Raw genomic sequence first — 14,464 nt, 5'->3', positions numbered from 1 at the left:
GTGTACATCCGCCCAAGTTCACAGGGCTGAACACATGATGATTCACTCTCCCTGGCGCGCCGATTTTCCGGCCATCGCCGCATTGCAACGGCAAGACCAGACGTATCTGGACAACGCCGCCACCACGCAAAAACCTCAAGCCCTGCTGGATGCCTTGGCGCACTACTACGCCAACGGCGCGGCCAACGTGCATCGGGCGCAACACCTGCCCGGCGCCCACGCCACCCAGGCGTTCGAGGCCAGCCGCAGCAAAGTCGCCCACTGGCTCAATGCTGGCGATTGCGGGCAGATCATCTTTACCCACGGCGCAACGTCTGCGCTGAACCTCCTGGCTTATGGCCTGGAACATCTTTTCAATCCGGGCGATGAAGTTGTCATCAGCGCCCTGGAGCATCACGCCAATCTGTTGCCATGGCAGCAGCTGGCCCACCGTCGCGACCTGAAACTGGTGATCCTGCCACTGGACGCCGACGGTTTGATCGACCTTGATGCTGCCGCGCAGTTGATCGGTCCTCAAACCCGCTTGCTGGCCGTCAGTCAGCTGTCCAACGTACTCGGCGCCTGGCAACCGTTGCCCGCCCTCTTGACGATGGCCAAGGCGCATAACGCGCTGACCGTGGTCGATGGCGCCCAAGGCGTGGTTCATGGCCGGCACGACGTGCAGGCGCTGGGGTGCGACTTCTATGTGTTTTCCAGCCACAAGCTCTACGGCCCCGACGGTCTGGGCGTGCTGTTCGGTCGCAACGAAGCGCTTGAGCAACTGCGCCACTGGCAATTCGGCGGTGAAATGGTGCTGGATACGGATTACCACAGCGCACGGTTCCGCCCGGCGCCACTGGGTTTCGAGGCGGGTACGCCGCCAATTGCCGGGGTGATTGGTTTGGGGGCGACGCTGGATTATCTGGCGGGGCTCGATCAGGACGCGGTTTGCGCCCATGAAGCAGCGCTGCATGACTATTTGCTCAAAGGCCTTGAAGCACGCAACGGCATTCGGTTGTTGGGCAAACCGCAACTGGCGCTGGCCAGTTTTGTCGTCGAGGGTGTGCATAACTCTGATTTGGCGCATTTGCTGACCGAACAGGGGATCGCGGTGCGCGCCGGTCATCACTGCGCAATGCCGTTGCTCAAGCATTTTGAGCTGGCTGGGGCCATCCGGGTGTCGTTGGCGCTGTACAACGATTCCGAAGATTTGGAACGGTTCTTTGAAGCGCTGGATCAGGCGCTGGAGTTGTTGCGATGAACTTGCCTGCCGATGCAGCTACAGCGCTGGATACTTTTCAGAAGGCTGCCGGTTGGGAACAACGGGCGCGGCTGTTGATGCAATGGGGCGACCGTCTGCCCGCTTTGGGCGATGTGGATAAAGTCGACGCCAACCGCGTGCATGGCTGTGAAAGTCAGGTATGGCTGGTGGGTAACTTAAAGGATGGTCACTGGCAGTTCGCCGCGAGCAGCGATGCGCGGTTGATTCGCGGGTTGGTGGCGTTGCTGCTGGCGCGGGTTAACGGGTTGTCAGCGGTTGAGTTGCAGCACGTGGATTTGCCGGATTGGTTTGATCAGTTGGGGCTTAGCCGGCAGCTGTCGCCGTCGCGCAGTAATGGCCTTAATGCCGTGTTACAGCGGATGAATGAGTTGGCTGGTTAACCGCCTTCGCGAGCAAGCCCGCTCCCACAGGGAACCACATTCCAATGTGGGAGCGGGCTTGCTCGCGAAGGGGCCATCCGCAGCCCTCTAAACCTCAGGTTTAACCCGATCCGATGGGCGACGCACACCCGCCACAATCTTATCCACAGCCTTGGTCGCCGCAACCATGCCAAACGTCGCTGTCACCATCATCACCGCACCAAATCCTCCGGCGCAGTCGAGCTTCACACCATCACCGACAAAACTCTTCTGCAAGCAAATGCTGCCATCCGGTTTCGGGTAGCGCAGTTGTTCGGTGGAAAACACGCACGGCACGCTGTAATGGCGGGTCACAGTGCGTGAGAAGTTGTAATCCCGGCGCAAGGTCGAGCGCACTTTCGAAGCCAACGGATCATTGAAGGTCCGGTTCAAATCGCACACCTGAATCAACGTCGGATCAATCTGCCCACCCGCACCGCCGGTGGTGATGATCTGAATCTTGCGGCGCTTGCACCAGGCAATCAGCGCCGCCTTGGCATTCACGCTGTCGATGCAATCAATGACGCAGTCGATGTTCGGCGTGATGTATTCGGCCATGGTCTCGCGGGTGACGAAATCCGCCACCGCGTGCACCGTGCAGTCCGGGTTGATCCCGCGCAGGCGCTCGGCCATCACGTCAACCTTGGGTTTGCCGACGGTGCTGTCCAGCGCGTGCAACTGACGGTTGGCGTTGCTGACGCAGACGTCGTCCAGGTCGAACAGCGAAATCTCGCCCACGCCACAACGGGCGACGGCTTCCGCCGCCCAGGAACCGACGCCACCAACGCCGACGATCGCCACGTGGGCCGCGCGCAAACGCTCCAGGCCGTCGATGCCATACAAACGGGCGATGCCTGCAAACCGCGGATCTTCTGTACTCATGACCATTACCCCAAAAACCGGCGCGCATTATAGGGCCACAGTGCGAGAACTTTTAACCTTCCGGCGACAAGTGAAAGAACTTATGTGAAACCAGAGTGCCCAATGTCGGGCGTTTCCCTGTTCGCTGTACGGTCAGAGAACCTCCAGTGTAGGATGCGCGCCCCTGCCCCTGGCAGCCAGCCGCAAACCGTTCCTTCGTTCCACAGCCTTTGGAACCCGAAAAAGCTATGTCATCGCGTAAATTTGGACTCAACCTGGTCGTGGTGCTCGCCATCGCAGCCTTGTTTACCGGCTTCTGGGCGCTGATCAATCGCCCGGTCACCGCCCCCAACTGGCCTGAACAGATCTCCGGCTTTTCGTACTCGCCGTTCCAGCAAGGGCAGTACCCACAAAAAGAGCAATACCCGACCGACGATGAAATGCGTCGCGATCTGGAGATCATGAGCAAGTTGACGGACAACATCCGTACTTACTCGGTCGATGGCAGCCTGGGTGATATTCCCAAGCTCGCCGAAGAATTCGGTTTGCGCGTGACGCTGGGTATCTGGATCAGCCCGGATCTTGCGCGCAACGAGCGTGAAATCCTGCGCGCCATTGACCTGGCCAATACCTCCCGCAGCGTGGTTCGCGTCGTAGTCGGTAACGAGGCGATCTTCCGTAAGGAAATTACCGCCGCCGAACTGAGCGTGATCCTTGATCGCGTCCGCGCGGCAGTGAAAGTACCGGTGACGACCTCCGAGCAATGGCACGTCTGGGAAGAAAACCCTAGCCTGGCCAAGCACGTCGACCTGATCGCCGCCCACGTCCTGCCGTACTGGGAACATGTTCCGATGGAGCAGTCCGGGCAGTTCGTACTCGACCGCGCCCGGGACCTGAAAAAGATGTTCCCGAAAAAACCGCTGCTGCTGTCGGAAGTCGGCTGGCCGAGCAACGGCCGTATGCGCGGTGGCGCCGACGCGTCGCCGGCAGACCAGGCGATTTATCTGCGGACCTTGGTCAACAAGCTCAATCGCCAGGGCTTCAACTACTTCGTGATCGAAGCCTTTGACCAACCGTGGAAGGCCAGTGACGAAGGTTCCGTGGGCGCTTACTGGGGTGTTTTCAACGCCGCGCGCCAGCAGAAATTCAACTTCGAAGGCCCGGTCGTCGCGATCCCGCAATGGCGCGTGCTGGCCATCGGTTCCGTGGTATTGGCTCTGCTGTCCCTGACCCTGCTGATGATCGACGGCTCGGCCCTGCGTCAACGTGGCCGCACCTTCCTGACCTTCACCGCGTTCCTCTGTGGTTCGGTGCTGGTGTGGATCGGTTACGACTACAGTCAGCAATACAGCACCTGGTTCAGCCTGACGGTGGGCTTCTTGCTCGCGCTCGGCGCACTCGGGGTGTTTATCGTGTTGCTGACCGAGGCGCATGAACTGGCCGAAGCGGTCTGGACCCACAAACGCCGACGTGAATTCCTGCCGGTGGTGGGCGATTCGGACTACCGACCGAAAGTCTCGATTCACGTGCCTTGCTACAACGAGCCGCCGGAGATGGTCAAACAGACCCTCAACGCCCTGGCCAACCTCGACTATCCGGATTTCGAAGTCCTGATCATCGACAACAACACCAAGGACCCGGCGGTCTGGGAACCGGTGCGCGATTATTGCGAAACCCTCGGCCCGCGCTTCAAGTTCTTCCACGTTGCACCGTTGGCCGGCTTCAAGGGTGGCGCGCTGAATTACCTGATTCCGCACACCGCCAAGGATGCCGAAGTGATTGCGGTGATCGACTCGGACTACTGCGTCGACCCGAACTGGCTCAAGCACATGGTGCCGCACTTCGCCGATCCGAAAATCGCCGTGGTGCAGTCGCCGCAGGATTACCGCGACCAGAACGAAAGCACCTTCAAGAAGCTCTGCTACGCGGAATACAAAGGCTTCTTCCACATCGGCATGGTCACCCGTAACGACCGTGACGCGATCATCCAGCACGGCACCATGACCATGACCCGGCGCTCGGTGCTCGAGGAACTGGGCTGGGCTGACTGGTGCATCTGTGAAGACGCCGAGTTGGGTCTGCGTGTATTCGAAAAAGGCTTGTCAGCGGCGTATTACCACACCAGCTACGGCAAAGGCCTGATGCCCGATACCTTTATCGACTTCAAGAAACAGCGTTTCCGCTGGGCTTACGGTGCGATTCAGATCATCAAGCGTCACACCGCCAGTCTGTTGCGCGGCAAGGACACCGAGCTGACCCGTGGCCAGCGTTACCACTTCCTCGCGGGCTGGTTGCCGTGGGTCGCGGATGGCATGAACATCTTCTTCACCGTGGGCGCCCTGTTGTGGTCGGCGGCGATGATCATCGTGCCGCAGCGGGTCGATCCACCGTTGCTGATTTTCGCGATCCCGCCATTGGCGCTGTTCGTGTTCAAGGTTGGCAAGATCATCTTCCTGTACCGCCGTGCGGTCGGGGTCAACCTGAAGGATGCGTTCTGCGCGGCATTGGCAGGGTTGGCGTTGTCGCACACCATCGCCAAAGCGGTGCTGTACGGTTTCTTCACCAGCAGCATTCCGTTCTTCCGCACCCCGAAAAACGCCGACAACCACGGCTTCTGGGTGGCGATTTCGGAAGCTCGCGAAGAAATGTTCATCATGCTGCTGTTGTGGAGCGCGGCGCTGGGGATTTTCCTGGTGAACGGCCTGCCGAGCAACGACATGCGCTTCTGGGTGACGATGTTGCTCGTGCAATCATTGCCATACCTGGCGGCGCTGATCATGGCGTTCTTGTCTTCGCTGCCGAAACCGGCGGTCGAGGGCGAGACGGCACCGGCGGTCTAAATCGTTGCGGATGCACTAAACGGCGGCCAATGGCCGCCGTTTTGCTTTAAGATAACCGCCATTTTGCGCGCCTTGGCGTGATATACGGTCTTTCTGACCGTACTCAAAACCTGTGGGAGCGGGCTTGCTCGCGAATGCGGTGTAACAATCAACTTTATATGCTGACTGACACACCGCATTCGCGAGCAAGCCCGCTCCCACATTTAGCCCGCGCCCATATTTCATGTTTTCGGAGTTCCCCATGACGGCCCACGCCGACCTTTCGCCGACCCTTCAACTCGCCATCGACCTGATCCGCCGTCCATCCGTGACGCCGGTCGACGCCGATTGCCAGAAGCAGATGATGCAGCGCCTGGGCGATGCCGGTTTTGCGCTTGAGCCAATGCGCATCGAAGATGTGGATAACTTCTGGGCGACCCACGGTAAACACGACGGTCCGGTGCTGTGCTTTGCCGGTCACACCGACGTGGTGCCGACCGGCCCGGTGACTGCCTGGCAGATCGACCCGTTCAACGCAGTAATCGACGAACACGGCATGCTCTGCGGCCGTGGCGCGGCGGACATGAAAGGCAGCCTCGCTTCCATGACCGTGGCGGCTGAGCGTTTCGTCACCGACTACCCGGATCACAAGGGCAAGGTTGCTTTCCTGATCACCAGCGACGAAGAAGGCCCGGCGCACCACGGCACCAAAGCGGTGATCGAACGCCTTGCCGCCCGTAAGGAGCGTCTGGACTGGTGCATCGTCGGCGAACCGTCGAGCACCACCCTGGTGGGTGACGTGGTCAAGAACGGCCGTCGCGGTTCCCTCGGTGCCAAGCTGACCGTGCGCGGCGTGCAAGGTCACGTGGCGTATCCGCACCTGGCGAAGAACCCGATCCACCTCGCCGCCCCGGCGCTGGCCGAACTGGCCGCCGAGCATTGGGACCACGGCAACGACTTCTTCCCGCCGACCAGTTTCCAGATCTCCAACGTGAACTCCGGCACGGGTGCGACCAACGTAATTCCGGGTGACCTGGTGGCGGTGTTCAACTTCCGCTTCTCTACCGAATCCACCGTGGAAGGCCTGCAAAAGCGCGTCGCTGACATCCTCGACAAGCATGGCCTGGACTGGCACATCGACTGGGCGCTGTCCGGCCTGCCGTTCCTCACCGAGCCGGGTGCGTTGCTGGATGCTGTCGCATCAAGCATCAAGGACATCACCGGTCGCGAGACCAAAGCCTCCACCAGCGGCGGCACCTCCGACGGGCGCTTCATCGCGACCATGGGTACTCAGGTGGTTGAACTCGGCCCGGTCAACGCGACGATCCACCAGGTCAACGAGCGTGTACTGGCTGCAGACCTCGATGTGCTGACCGAAATTTACTACCAGACTCTGATCAAGTTGCTCGCCTGATGCTCGCCTGCCCGATCTGCAGCGAACCGCTGAACGCGGTGGACAACGGCGTGGCCTGCCCCGCCGGGCATCGTTTCGACCGTGCGCGTCAGGGTTACCTGAACCTGTTGCCGGTGCAGCACAAGAACAGCCGCGACCCTGGGGATAACCTGGCGATGGTCGAAGCCCGGCGCGACTTTTTGAACGCCGGCCATTACGCGCCGGTGGCCAAGCGTCTGGCAGAACTGGCCGCTCAGTACGCACCGCAGCGCTGGCTGGACATCGGTTGTGGGGAGGGTTACTACACCGCGCAAATTGCCGAGGCCTTGCCGAACGCCGACGGTTACGCGCTGGACATCTCCCGGGAAGCGGTCAAACGCGCCTGCAAACGCAACCCGCAGCTGACCTGGTTGATCGCCAGCATGGCGCGGGTGCCGTTGGCCTCGGGCAGCTGCCAGTTTCTCGCCAGCGTCTTCAGCCCGCTGGATTGGGAGGAAGCCAAACGCCTGCTCAGCCCAGGTGGCGGTTTGATGAAAGTCGGGCCGACCAGCGGCCATCTGATGGAATTGCGCGAACGTCTGTACGACGAAGTCCGTGAATACACCGATGACAAGCATCTGGCCCTGGTGCCGGAAGGCATGACGCTGCAGCACAGCGAAACCCTGGAGTTCAAACTGACGCTGGAAAAGGGTCAGGACCGTGCGAACCTGTTGGCCATGACGCCCCACGGCTGGCGCGCCAGTGCTGAACGCAGGGCGGCGGTCATCGAACAGGTCGAGCCGTTCGAGGTCACTGTTTCGATGCGCTACGATTACTTCGTACTTCAATAAATTTTAATTTTTTGGTCTCCGGCATTTGCCGTAGGCCGGCTAAATCCGCGAATGGATTTTTCAAACCCGCAGTGAGGACATCCATGCGCCAACCCGATATCGAGATTTACCTGAAAGACGCCGACGTCGACTACAAGGCCGTCGCGGCCTGGCTTGGCACTGCTTTGGGCCCATGCACCGACTGGGTCCAGAAAGGCCAGACCTACAAGTGCAAGGCCGGCAACGTGTCGGTCACCTGGCTGCCGAAAGCCGTGGGCAAATGGAACAGCCTGTTCCTGGACAGCGACCAGACCCCGTGGGAAGACGACATCGCCTGCGCCCGCGCAGCGTTCGCCGCGCTGAACGTCGAAGTGCGTTGCGCACCGGGTAGCTGGGTCGAGGAGGAAGGTGAAGAGACAGCTGATCGCTGGATGCGCATCAGCGCGGATGGTGAAGAAGAGATCACCTGGAAAACCGTCTAAAACCAGCAACACCAATCCAATGTGGGAGCGGGCTTGCTCGCTCCCACAGTGGTTTTGGGTGATCTGGAGAATGGGCTTACAGCCCCACCACATCCTCAGCCTGCAAACCCTTCTCGCCAGTCACCACGCCGTATTCAACCTGCTGACCTTCAGCCAACGAGCGGTGCCCTTCGCCGCGAATCGCGCGGTAGTGCACGAACACGTCCACCCCGTCCTCGCGCTGAATAAAGCCGTAGCCCTTGGCGTCGTTAAACCACTTCACATTGCCGGTTTCGCGCGTAGCCATGTCAGTACCCCCTTGTTTTTATTTTGAACGGCCGAGTATATGACAGCCGCCAAAACTCTCAACTCACTTTACTTAGCCGCTTTTTTGCCGATTTTCGGCGAATACGGCACACTATCGGCCGCCCGAGCAAACGCTCGGTTTTATTCACTCACGCAGATGCCGTATGACCCGTTCCCCGTTCCGCCGTCTTGTGTTTGGCACCCTGCGCCGACTGCTCTACCTCTGGGTTCGCTCGGAGACGATCAATCAGTCGTCGTTCACCCTCAACCTCGACCGCAGCCGTCCGGTGTTCTACGTCCTGCAAAACCCTTCGCTGACCGACCTGGCCGTGGTCGATACCGAGTGCAGCAAGGCGGGCTTGCCGCGCCCGGTGTTGCCGGTCTCGGTAGGTACATTGGTGGAGCCCGCCGCGTTCTTTTACCTGACGCCGGAGCCCGATTGGCTCGGCCGTCAGGATAAGCGCGGTGCACCGCCGACCCTGACTCGTCTGGTCAGCGCCCTGAGCCAGAACGCCGCCGAAGATGCGCAGATCATTCCGGTCAGCGTGTTCTGGGGCCAATCGCCGGACAGCGAATCTAGCCCGTGGAAACTGCTCTTCGCCGACAGCTGGGCAGTCACCGGGCGTCTGCGTCGATTGTTGAGCATCATCGTTCTAGGGCGCAAAACCCGGGTGCAGTTTTCGGCACCCATTCACCTGCGTGAGCTGATCGACCACAACAAGGGCCACGAGCGCACCGTGCGCATGGCCCAGCGGATTCTGCGGGTGCACTTCCGCAACCTCAAAGCTGCGGTCATCGGCCCGGACATCTCCCACCGGCGCAACCTGGTCAAAGGCCTGCTCAACCAGCCTTTGGTCAAGCAAGCGATCCTCGATGAAGCCGAGCGCGAGAACATCTCCCCGGAGAAAGCCAAGGCCCAGGCCCTGCGCTACGGCAACGAGATCGCCTCCGACTACACCTACACCGCGATCCGCTTCATGGAAGTGGTGCTGAGCTGGTTCTGGAACAAAATCTACGACGGCATCAAGGTCAACAACATCGAAGGCGTGCAAAAGGTCGCCCCGGGTTACGAAGTGATCTACGTGCCCTGCCACCGCAGCCACATCGACTACCTGCTGCTGTCCTATTTACTGTTTCGCAACGGCCTGACCCCGCCGCACATCGCCGCCGGGATCAACCTCAACATGCCGGGGATCGGCGGCCTGCTGCGTCGCGGCGGTGCGTTCTTCATGCGCCGCACCTTCAAGGGCAACCCGCTGTACACCTCGGTGTTCAACGAATACCTGCACACCCTGTTCACCAAAGGCTTCCCGGTCGAATACTTCGTCGAAGGCGGCCGTTCGCGCACCGGACGCATGCTGCAGCCGAAAACCGGAATGCTCGCAATCACTCTGCGCAGCTTCCTGCGTTCGTCGCGGATGCCGATCGTTTTCATCCCGGTCTACATCGGTTACGAGCGCGTGCTGGAAGGCCGGACCTACCTTGGCGAACTGCGTGGCGCGACCAAGAAGAAAGAATCGATCTTCGACATCTTCAAAGTCATCGGCGCGCTCAAGCAGCGCTTCGGCCAAGTGGCGGTGAACTTCGGCGAGCCGATCAAACTGGCGGAATTCCTCGACAGCGAACAGCCGGACTGGCGTAAACAGGAACTCGGCCCGCAGTTCAAACCGGCCTGGCTCAACGAAACCACCAACCGCCTCGGCGAGAAAGTCGCGCAGCATCTGAATGAAGCGGCAGCGATCAACCCGGTCAACCTGGTGGCCCTGGCGTTGCTGTCCACCAGTCGTCTCGCGCTGGATGATCGTGCCATGGCGCGGGTGCTCGATCTGTATCTGGCGCTGTTGCGCAAGGTCCCGTATTCGCCGCACACCACCCTGCCGGAAGGTGACGGCCGGGCGCTGATCGAGCATGTGAAGGACATGGATCTGCTGTCCGAGCAGAGCGATGCACTGGGCAAGATTCTGTACCTGGACGAGCAGAACGCCGTCCTGATGACCTACTACCGCAACAATGTTTTGCACATCTTCGCCTTGCCGGCGTTGCTGGCAAGCTTCTTCCAGAGCGCCTCGCGCATGAGCCGCGAACAGATCCTGCGCTACACCCGCGCGCTCTATCCGTACCTGCAATCGGAGTTGTTCATTCGCTGGTCGCTGGACGAGCTGGATGCGGTGATCGATCAATGGCTCGAAGCCTTCGTCGAGCAAGGTCTGCTGCGTTTTGAGAATGATGTCTACCTGCGTCCGGCGCCGAGCTCGCGGCATTTCGTGCTGCTGACCCTGCTGTCGAAAAGCATCGCCCAGACCCTGCAACGTTTCTACATGACCGTTTCCCTGCTGCTCAACAGCGGTCAGAACAGCATCAGCGCCGAAGAGCTGGAAGACCTGTGCACAGTCATGGCCCAGCGCCTGTCGATCCTCCATGGCCTCAACGCCCCGGAATTCTTCGACAAGAGCCTGTTCCGCCACTTCATCCAGACCATGCTGGATCTGGATGTGCTCAAGCGCGACGAGGCCGGCAAGCTGAGCTATCACGAATTGCTCGGCGAACTGGCCGAAGGCGCGGCCAAGCGGGTGTTGCCGGCGGAGATTCGCTTGTCGATCCGTCAGGTCGCGTTGCATCGAAGTGAGGATGCGGCGGATCAGGCTTAGTTGAGGTTGCTTGTAACTTTCTGACAATGACTATAAGAACAAGGATGTTCTTATAACCTGTCAATTATGGATTAATAGAGGCCCACTTAAATCCCGATACGGATATCGCGATGAATCCATTAGAAAACACCAACAACTACGTCACTCTAACTTTCAGTTTGCCTGAAGACTTTCTACCCCCCGATGATGGCGAAGGCGAAACCTGTATAAGCGTGCAAACTGCCAACTCAACAACTTCCATAAAAGTTGCGCAATCCCGCAAACCGGAACTGTATAGCGGGCGTTGGAATTTTTCATTCATGCACAACTATTCCGATGTCAGCGTCAAATACCTTGTAACGATCAGCATGACCCACAACGGCGTTCCACTGCTGATTGACCTGGACTACTTCGTGACTGTCCATCGTGCGCCGCACCGACAAACCCTGCATCTCAGCCCTGTCGGCCGCCTTTACCTCCAGGCACAGGAGCCTGAAGCGGTTCAACCTGAACACGCAGTCACTGTTGTCGCCCACGAGCACGACGATACGGCTGCGCAACTGACTCAAATACATATCAGCGAAAAAATGGCCGAGGCGTTCTATCTGGAATACGACCCGGAGACTGTCGTACCTGGCAAACGCTATACGCTGACCGCCACTGAAAATGAATACCACAATTCAATTGCGTTATATCCCGGGTCCGTTGTATTGAAACCCTTTAGTAGAATTTGAAAAAAGCGCATATCAAAAGATCCACGGGGCGAAATCACCGGAAAAATCCGTTAAATTGTCGTCGGCGCTCGTCTACTTCGGGCGCCAACGACAGGGATTCAACTTATGAAAAAACTCTTGTTTCTAGGGCTTACTGCCTTGCTCGGAGCCTGCCAAACCCTACAACCTGCCGCCAAAACCAGCCTTGAAGGCGAAGTCTTCTACTTGCAACGCATCGCCTTGCCGCCCAGCGCGACCTTGAGCGTCAGCTTGCAGGACGTTTCCCTGGCCGACGCGCCCGCCGTGGTTCTCGACGAACAGAAAGGCCCGATCAAAGGCCAGGTGCCGCTGCCGTTTCATCTGAGTTACGATCCAGCGCAGGTCAAACCGGGTCATCGTTATTCGGTCAGCGCACGGATCGAAGTCAACGGCGAGCTGATGTTCATCACCACCGAACATCACGCCGTGCAGTTGGATGGCAGCGACCCGCAGCCACTGAAAATCCGCGTCGACGCCGCCCGCTAATTCTCTATTTTGAACAAGGAAGCTGCCATGTTCCGCCCTACCCTTCGCTTCGCCGGCCTGTGCGCAGGCTTGATGATCTCCGCCAGCGCCCTGGCGCTGTCGCTCAACGACCTGTCGCAAAACGACGCCACCGGCGGCCTAAAGGATGCCCTGACTCAAGGTGCGCAACTGGCCGTGAAACAACTCGGCACGCCGGGCGGCTTCAGCAACAACCCGGACGTGAAAATCGAATTGCCGGGCAAACTGGGCAAAGTCGCCAGCAAGATGAAGCAGTTCGGCATGGGCGACCAGGTCGATCAGCTGGAAACCAGCATGAACAAAGCGGCTGAAACCGCCGTGACACAAGCCCAGCCGATCCTGGTGGACGCGGTGAAGAAGATGAGCGTGGAGGATGCCAAGGGCATTCTCAGCGGCGGCAAGGACTCGGCCACTCAGTACCTGAACAAAACCAGCCGCGAACAGATCCGCGTCAAGTTCCTGCCAATCGTCAAGCAAGCCACCGACCAGGTGGGCCTGGCCAAGCAGTACAACTCGTTCGCCGGGCAAGCCGCGACAATGGGTGTGGTGGATGCGAAGAGCGCCAACATCGAAAGTTATGTGACCGAGCAGGCATTGAACGGTCTGTTCGAGATGATTGGTAAACAGGAAGAAGCCATTCGCCAGAATCCTGCAGCCGCAGCGACCAGTTTGGCGAAGAAGGTGTTTGGCACCCTCTAATACTCTCTCCTGCTGATCATTCCCATGCTCTGCGTGGGATGATCAGAACGGAGTTGTGTTTTGAGCCCGCAGAAAGAACACCCACTCGCGCCTAATGCCGATCAGTTAAGGAACGACACAATCCGTAGCAGCTGGCGAAGCCTGCGTTCGGCTGCGCAGCAGTCGTGAAATCAGACGATGCGGTGTTTCAGGAAGACCGCAAACTCAGGTTTTACGACTGCTGCGCAGCCGAACGCAGGCTTCGCCAGCTGCTACGGATCGAGCCGAACGCAGGCTTCGCCAGCTGCTACGGATCGCGTTNCGATAGCAGTCGTGAAATCAGACGATGCGGTGTTTCAGGAAGACCGCAAACTCAGGTTTTACGACTGCTGCGCAGCCGAACGCAGGCTTCGCCAGCTGCTACGGATCGCGTTTTGGCTTAACTGATCGACATTACCCACTCGCGCCCCATCTTTCGCTTCTCAAACACTCGGTATACGCCAGACTTTTCCGACAAGCCTCGGTGAAACCGCTGACAGCCCGCAGGATGACCGAACACTGGAAATCGATGAAATAAGTCAGATCGAGGTCATCAGCCTCAGTGTTCAGATAAGACCGTCCGTATTTCACCGGCGCACTGCGCAGCAAAATGCTGATCGCAATGTAGCGAAAGGCAGAGAAGTCATTCTTGAACATGAACCAATAAAACAGCGCCCGCGCCACCCGGCCGTTGCCGTCGCGGAACGGATGCTCATAGCCCAGAGCAAAATGCAGCCCGATGCCTTTGATCAGTGGATGAAGGTAATCCACTTGATCGGGATCGTTGTGGGGCTGGTTGATCCTCGTCGACAACACCCGCAATCGTGACACCAGCCCTGCTGCGGGCGGCGGTGTATGCACGGTGTTGCCCTCGCCGTCCTGCACCACCACATCATCGTTGGCCCTGAACTCCCCCGGCGAATATTGCGTGTCATCAATGCCCTCGACACCCACCCGGTGCATGGCTGAAATCAGTTCAACACTCAAGACGTCATAACGTTTTTCCCAGGCGAAATTCATCATCTTGAAGTTGCCGATCACCATTCGCTCATCCGGCGTGCGCGGCAGGCGATTGCGCTTGAGCATGTCCTTGGCCACGCGCGTGGTGGTCGCCGCGCCTTCGAGCTGGCTGCTGCTGATGGCTTCGTCTTCGATCAAATCGTTGAGCAGATAGCTGAAGTGCGCATGCTCACCAATCTGACTGGTCATGTACTCCAGCGCGGCCGTTGTGGCTTGTCGATCGACGGCGGAAACAGCTTTCTGCGCCAACGGCGTGAGCACGAAGTTGCCCCATTGAAGCGGCTCGCCCAGCGGCAAAAGACTTGAGTACTGCGCAGTCCGGGCTTTCTTCACCAGCGCCCAGCACAGATTCGAATCCAGCCCCGGCGCCCAGCGGTAGCGCAACTCATCGAAAGGCAGATAGCGCCCCTGATCGTCCAGCGGCTTGAGCAAGGCAAGGTAGTCCGAGAGGCGTTCCTTGTGGGGTGACTTCCCCAACAGGTCGAATACCGGGTCGGTCCGTCCTCTCAAAATCGGCGGCTTTTTCATTATTACTG

General features: G+C 59.2%; 13 protein-coding genes. 10 read left to right on the top strand and 3 right to left on the bottom strand.

Annotated features, from left to right (window positions below):
• The first annotated feature begins 34 nt into the window (after nucleotides 1-34).
• Complete coding sequence (locus tag ASC74_RS03050; RefSeq protein WP_056739147.1) at nucleotides 35-1,240, top strand: aminotransferase class V-fold PLP-dependent enzyme; 1,206 nt, start codon at nucleotides 35-37, stop codon at nucleotides 1,238-1,240.
• Nucleotides 1,237-1,641 (top strand): SufE family protein, encoded by a 405-nt coding sequence (locus ASC74_RS03045; RefSeq protein WP_056739145.1) that lies wholly within the window; start codon nucleotides 1,237-1,239, stop codon nucleotides 1,639-1,641. The genes ASC74_RS03050 and ASC74_RS03045 overlap by 4 nt, the downstream gene beginning before the upstream one ends.
• An 87-nt stretch (nucleotides 1,642-1,728) precedes the next feature.
• Here ASC74_RS03045 and tcdA read toward each other — a convergent pair whose 3' ends face one another.
• Nucleotides 1,729-2,547 carry a tRNA cyclic N6-threonylcarbamoyladenosine(37) synthase TcdA gene (gene tcdA, locus ASC74_RS03040; RefSeq protein WP_056739143.1) on the bottom strand — a complete coding sequence of 273 codons (819 nt, stop codon included), beginning with the start codon at nucleotides 2,545-2,547 and terminating at the stop codon, nucleotides 1,729-1,731.
• A gap of 221 nt (nucleotides 2,548-2,768) precedes the next feature.
• Between tcdA and ASC74_RS03035 the strand changes: the two genes are divergently transcribed.
• The 4 genes from ASC74_RS03035 (at nucleotide 2,769) to ASC74_RS03020 (ending at nucleotide 8,023) form a co-directional block, all read left to right on the top strand.
• Nucleotides 2,769-5,360: a glycosyltransferase gene (locus tag ASC74_RS03035; RefSeq protein WP_056739141.1), complete on the top strand. Its 2,592-nt coding sequence runs from the start codon at nucleotides 2,769-2,771 to the stop codon at nucleotides 5,358-5,360.
• Between the two features lie 241 nt (nucleotides 5,361-5,601).
• On the top strand, nucleotides 5,602-6,753 hold the full coding sequence (gene dapE / locus ASC74_RS03030; RefSeq protein ID WP_008146697.1) for a succinyl-diaminopimelate desuccinylase: 1,152 nt from the start codon (nucleotides 5,602-5,604) through the stop codon (nucleotides 6,751-6,753).
• Nucleotides 6,753-7,562: a putative RNA methyltransferase gene (locus ASC74_RS03025; RefSeq protein ID WP_056739139.1), complete on the top strand. Its 810-nt coding sequence runs from the start codon at nucleotides 6,753-6,755 to the stop codon at nucleotides 7,560-7,562. The genes dapE and ASC74_RS03025 overlap by 1 nt, the downstream gene beginning before the upstream one ends.
• An 83-nt stretch (nucleotides 7,563-7,645) precedes the next feature.
• Nucleotides 7,646-8,023, top strand: coding sequence for a hypothetical protein (locus ASC74_RS03020; RefSeq protein WP_008146702.1), 378 nt, complete (start codon nucleotides 7,646-7,648; stop codon nucleotides 8,021-8,023).
• Nucleotides 8,024-8,099: 76 nt separating this feature from the next.
• Here ASC74_RS03020 and ASC74_RS03015 read toward each other — a convergent pair whose 3' ends face one another.
• The gene (locus ASC74_RS03015; protein ID WP_008146705.1) at nucleotides 8,100-8,309 is read right to left on the bottom strand and encodes a cold-shock protein; all 210 of its coding nucleotides are present in this window, start codon (nucleotides 8,307-8,309) and stop codon (nucleotides 8,100-8,102) included.
• A gap of 163 nt (nucleotides 8,310-8,472) precedes the next feature.
• Here ASC74_RS03015 and plsB point away from each other — a divergent pair, with 163 nt between their 5' ends.
• The 4 genes from plsB (at nucleotide 8,473) to ASC74_RS02995 (ending at nucleotide 12,890) form a co-directional block, all read left to right on the top strand.
• Nucleotides 8,473-10,956 carry a glycerol-3-phosphate 1-O-acyltransferase PlsB gene (gene plsB / locus ASC74_RS03010; RefSeq protein ID WP_056739137.1) on the top strand — a complete coding sequence of 828 codons (2,484 nt, stop codon included), beginning with the start codon at nucleotides 8,473-8,475 and terminating at the stop codon, nucleotides 10,954-10,956.
• Between the two features lie 110 nt (nucleotides 10,957-11,066).
• Complete coding sequence (locus tag ASC74_RS31540) at nucleotides 11,067-11,669, top strand: hypothetical protein (protein WP_156400787.1); 603 nt, start codon at nucleotides 11,067-11,069, stop codon at nucleotides 11,667-11,669.
• A 105-nt stretch (nucleotides 11,670-11,774) separates the two neighbouring features.
• Nucleotides 11,775-12,173, top strand: coding sequence for a YbaY family lipoprotein (locus ASC74_RS03000; RefSeq protein ID WP_056739133.1), 399 nt, complete (start codon nucleotides 11,775-11,777; stop codon nucleotides 12,171-12,173).
• A 27-nt stretch (nucleotides 12,174-12,200) separates the two neighbouring features.
• Complete coding sequence (locus ASC74_RS02995; protein WP_056739131.1) at nucleotides 12,201-12,890, top strand: DUF4197 domain-containing protein; 690 nt, start codon at nucleotides 12,201-12,203, stop codon at nucleotides 12,888-12,890.
• A gap of 432 nt (nucleotides 12,891-13,322) precedes the next feature.
• Here ASC74_RS02995 and ASC74_RS02990 read toward each other — a convergent pair whose 3' ends face one another.
• On the bottom strand, nucleotides 13,323-14,456 hold the full coding sequence (locus ASC74_RS02990) for a Fic family protein (RefSeq protein ID WP_056739129.1): 1,134 nt from the start codon (nucleotides 14,454-14,456) through the stop codon (nucleotides 13,323-13,325).
• Nucleotides 14,457-14,464 lie beyond the last annotated feature (8 nt).

Source organism: Pseudomonas sp. Root329, from assembly GCF_001424925.1.
Lineage (GTDB): Bacteria > Pseudomonadota > Gammaproteobacteria > Pseudomonadales > Pseudomonadaceae > Aquipseudomonas > Aquipseudomonas arabinosi.
The sequence above is the reverse complement of the archived record's forward strand: the minus strand, read 5'-3'. Positions and strand labels throughout refer to the sequence as shown.

What these genes read in the sequence shown, in the direction of transcription:
- ASC74_RS03050 (WP_056739147.1), top strand. Translation starts at nt 35, where the DNA reads ATGATGATTCACTCTCCCTGGCGCGCCGATTTTCCGGCCATCGCCGCA.
- ASC74_RS03045 (WP_056739145.1), top strand. Translation starts at nt 1,237, where the DNA reads ATGAACTTGCCTGCCGATGCAGCTACAGCGCTGGATACTTTTCAGAAG.
- tcdA (WP_056739143.1), bottom strand. Translation starts at nt 2,547, where the DNA reads ATGGTCATGAGTACAGAAGATCCGCGGTTTGCAGGCATCGCCCGTTTG.
- ASC74_RS03035 (WP_056739141.1), top strand. Translation starts at nt 2,769, where the DNA reads ATGTCATCGCGTAAATTTGGACTCAACCTGGTCGTGGTGCTCGCCATC.
- dapE (WP_008146697.1), top strand. Translation starts at nt 5,602, where the DNA reads ATGACGGCCCACGCCGACCTTTCGCCGACCCTTCAACTCGCCATCGAC.
- ASC74_RS03025 (WP_056739139.1), top strand. Translation starts at nt 6,753, where the DNA reads ATGCTCGCCTGCCCGATCTGCAGCGAACCGCTGAACGCGGTGGACAAC.
- ASC74_RS03020 (WP_008146702.1), top strand. Translation starts at nt 7,646, where the DNA reads ATGCGCCAACCCGATATCGAGATTTACCTGAAAGACGCCGACGTCGAC.
- ASC74_RS03015 (WP_008146705.1), bottom strand. Translation starts at nt 8,309, where the DNA reads ATGGCTACGCGCGAAACCGGCAATGTGAAGTGGTTTAACGACGCCAAG.
- plsB (WP_056739137.1), top strand. Translation starts at nt 8,473, where the DNA reads ATGACCCGTTCCCCGTTCCGCCGTCTTGTGTTTGGCACCCTGCGCCGA.
- ASC74_RS31540 (WP_156400787.1), top strand. Translation starts at nt 11,067, where the DNA reads ATGAATCCATTAGAAAACACCAACAACTACGTCACTCTAACTTTCAGT.
- ASC74_RS03000 (WP_056739133.1), top strand. Translation starts at nt 11,775, where the DNA reads ATGAAAAAACTCTTGTTTCTAGGGCTTACTGCCTTGCTCGGAGCCTGC.
- ASC74_RS02995 (WP_056739131.1), top strand. Translation starts at nt 12,201, where the DNA reads ATGTTCCGCCCTACCCTTCGCTTCGCCGGCCTGTGCGCAGGCTTGATG.
- ASC74_RS02990 (WP_056739129.1), bottom strand. Translation starts at nt 14,456, where the DNA reads ATGAAAAAGCCGCCGATTTTGAGAGGACGGACCGACCCGGTATTCGAC.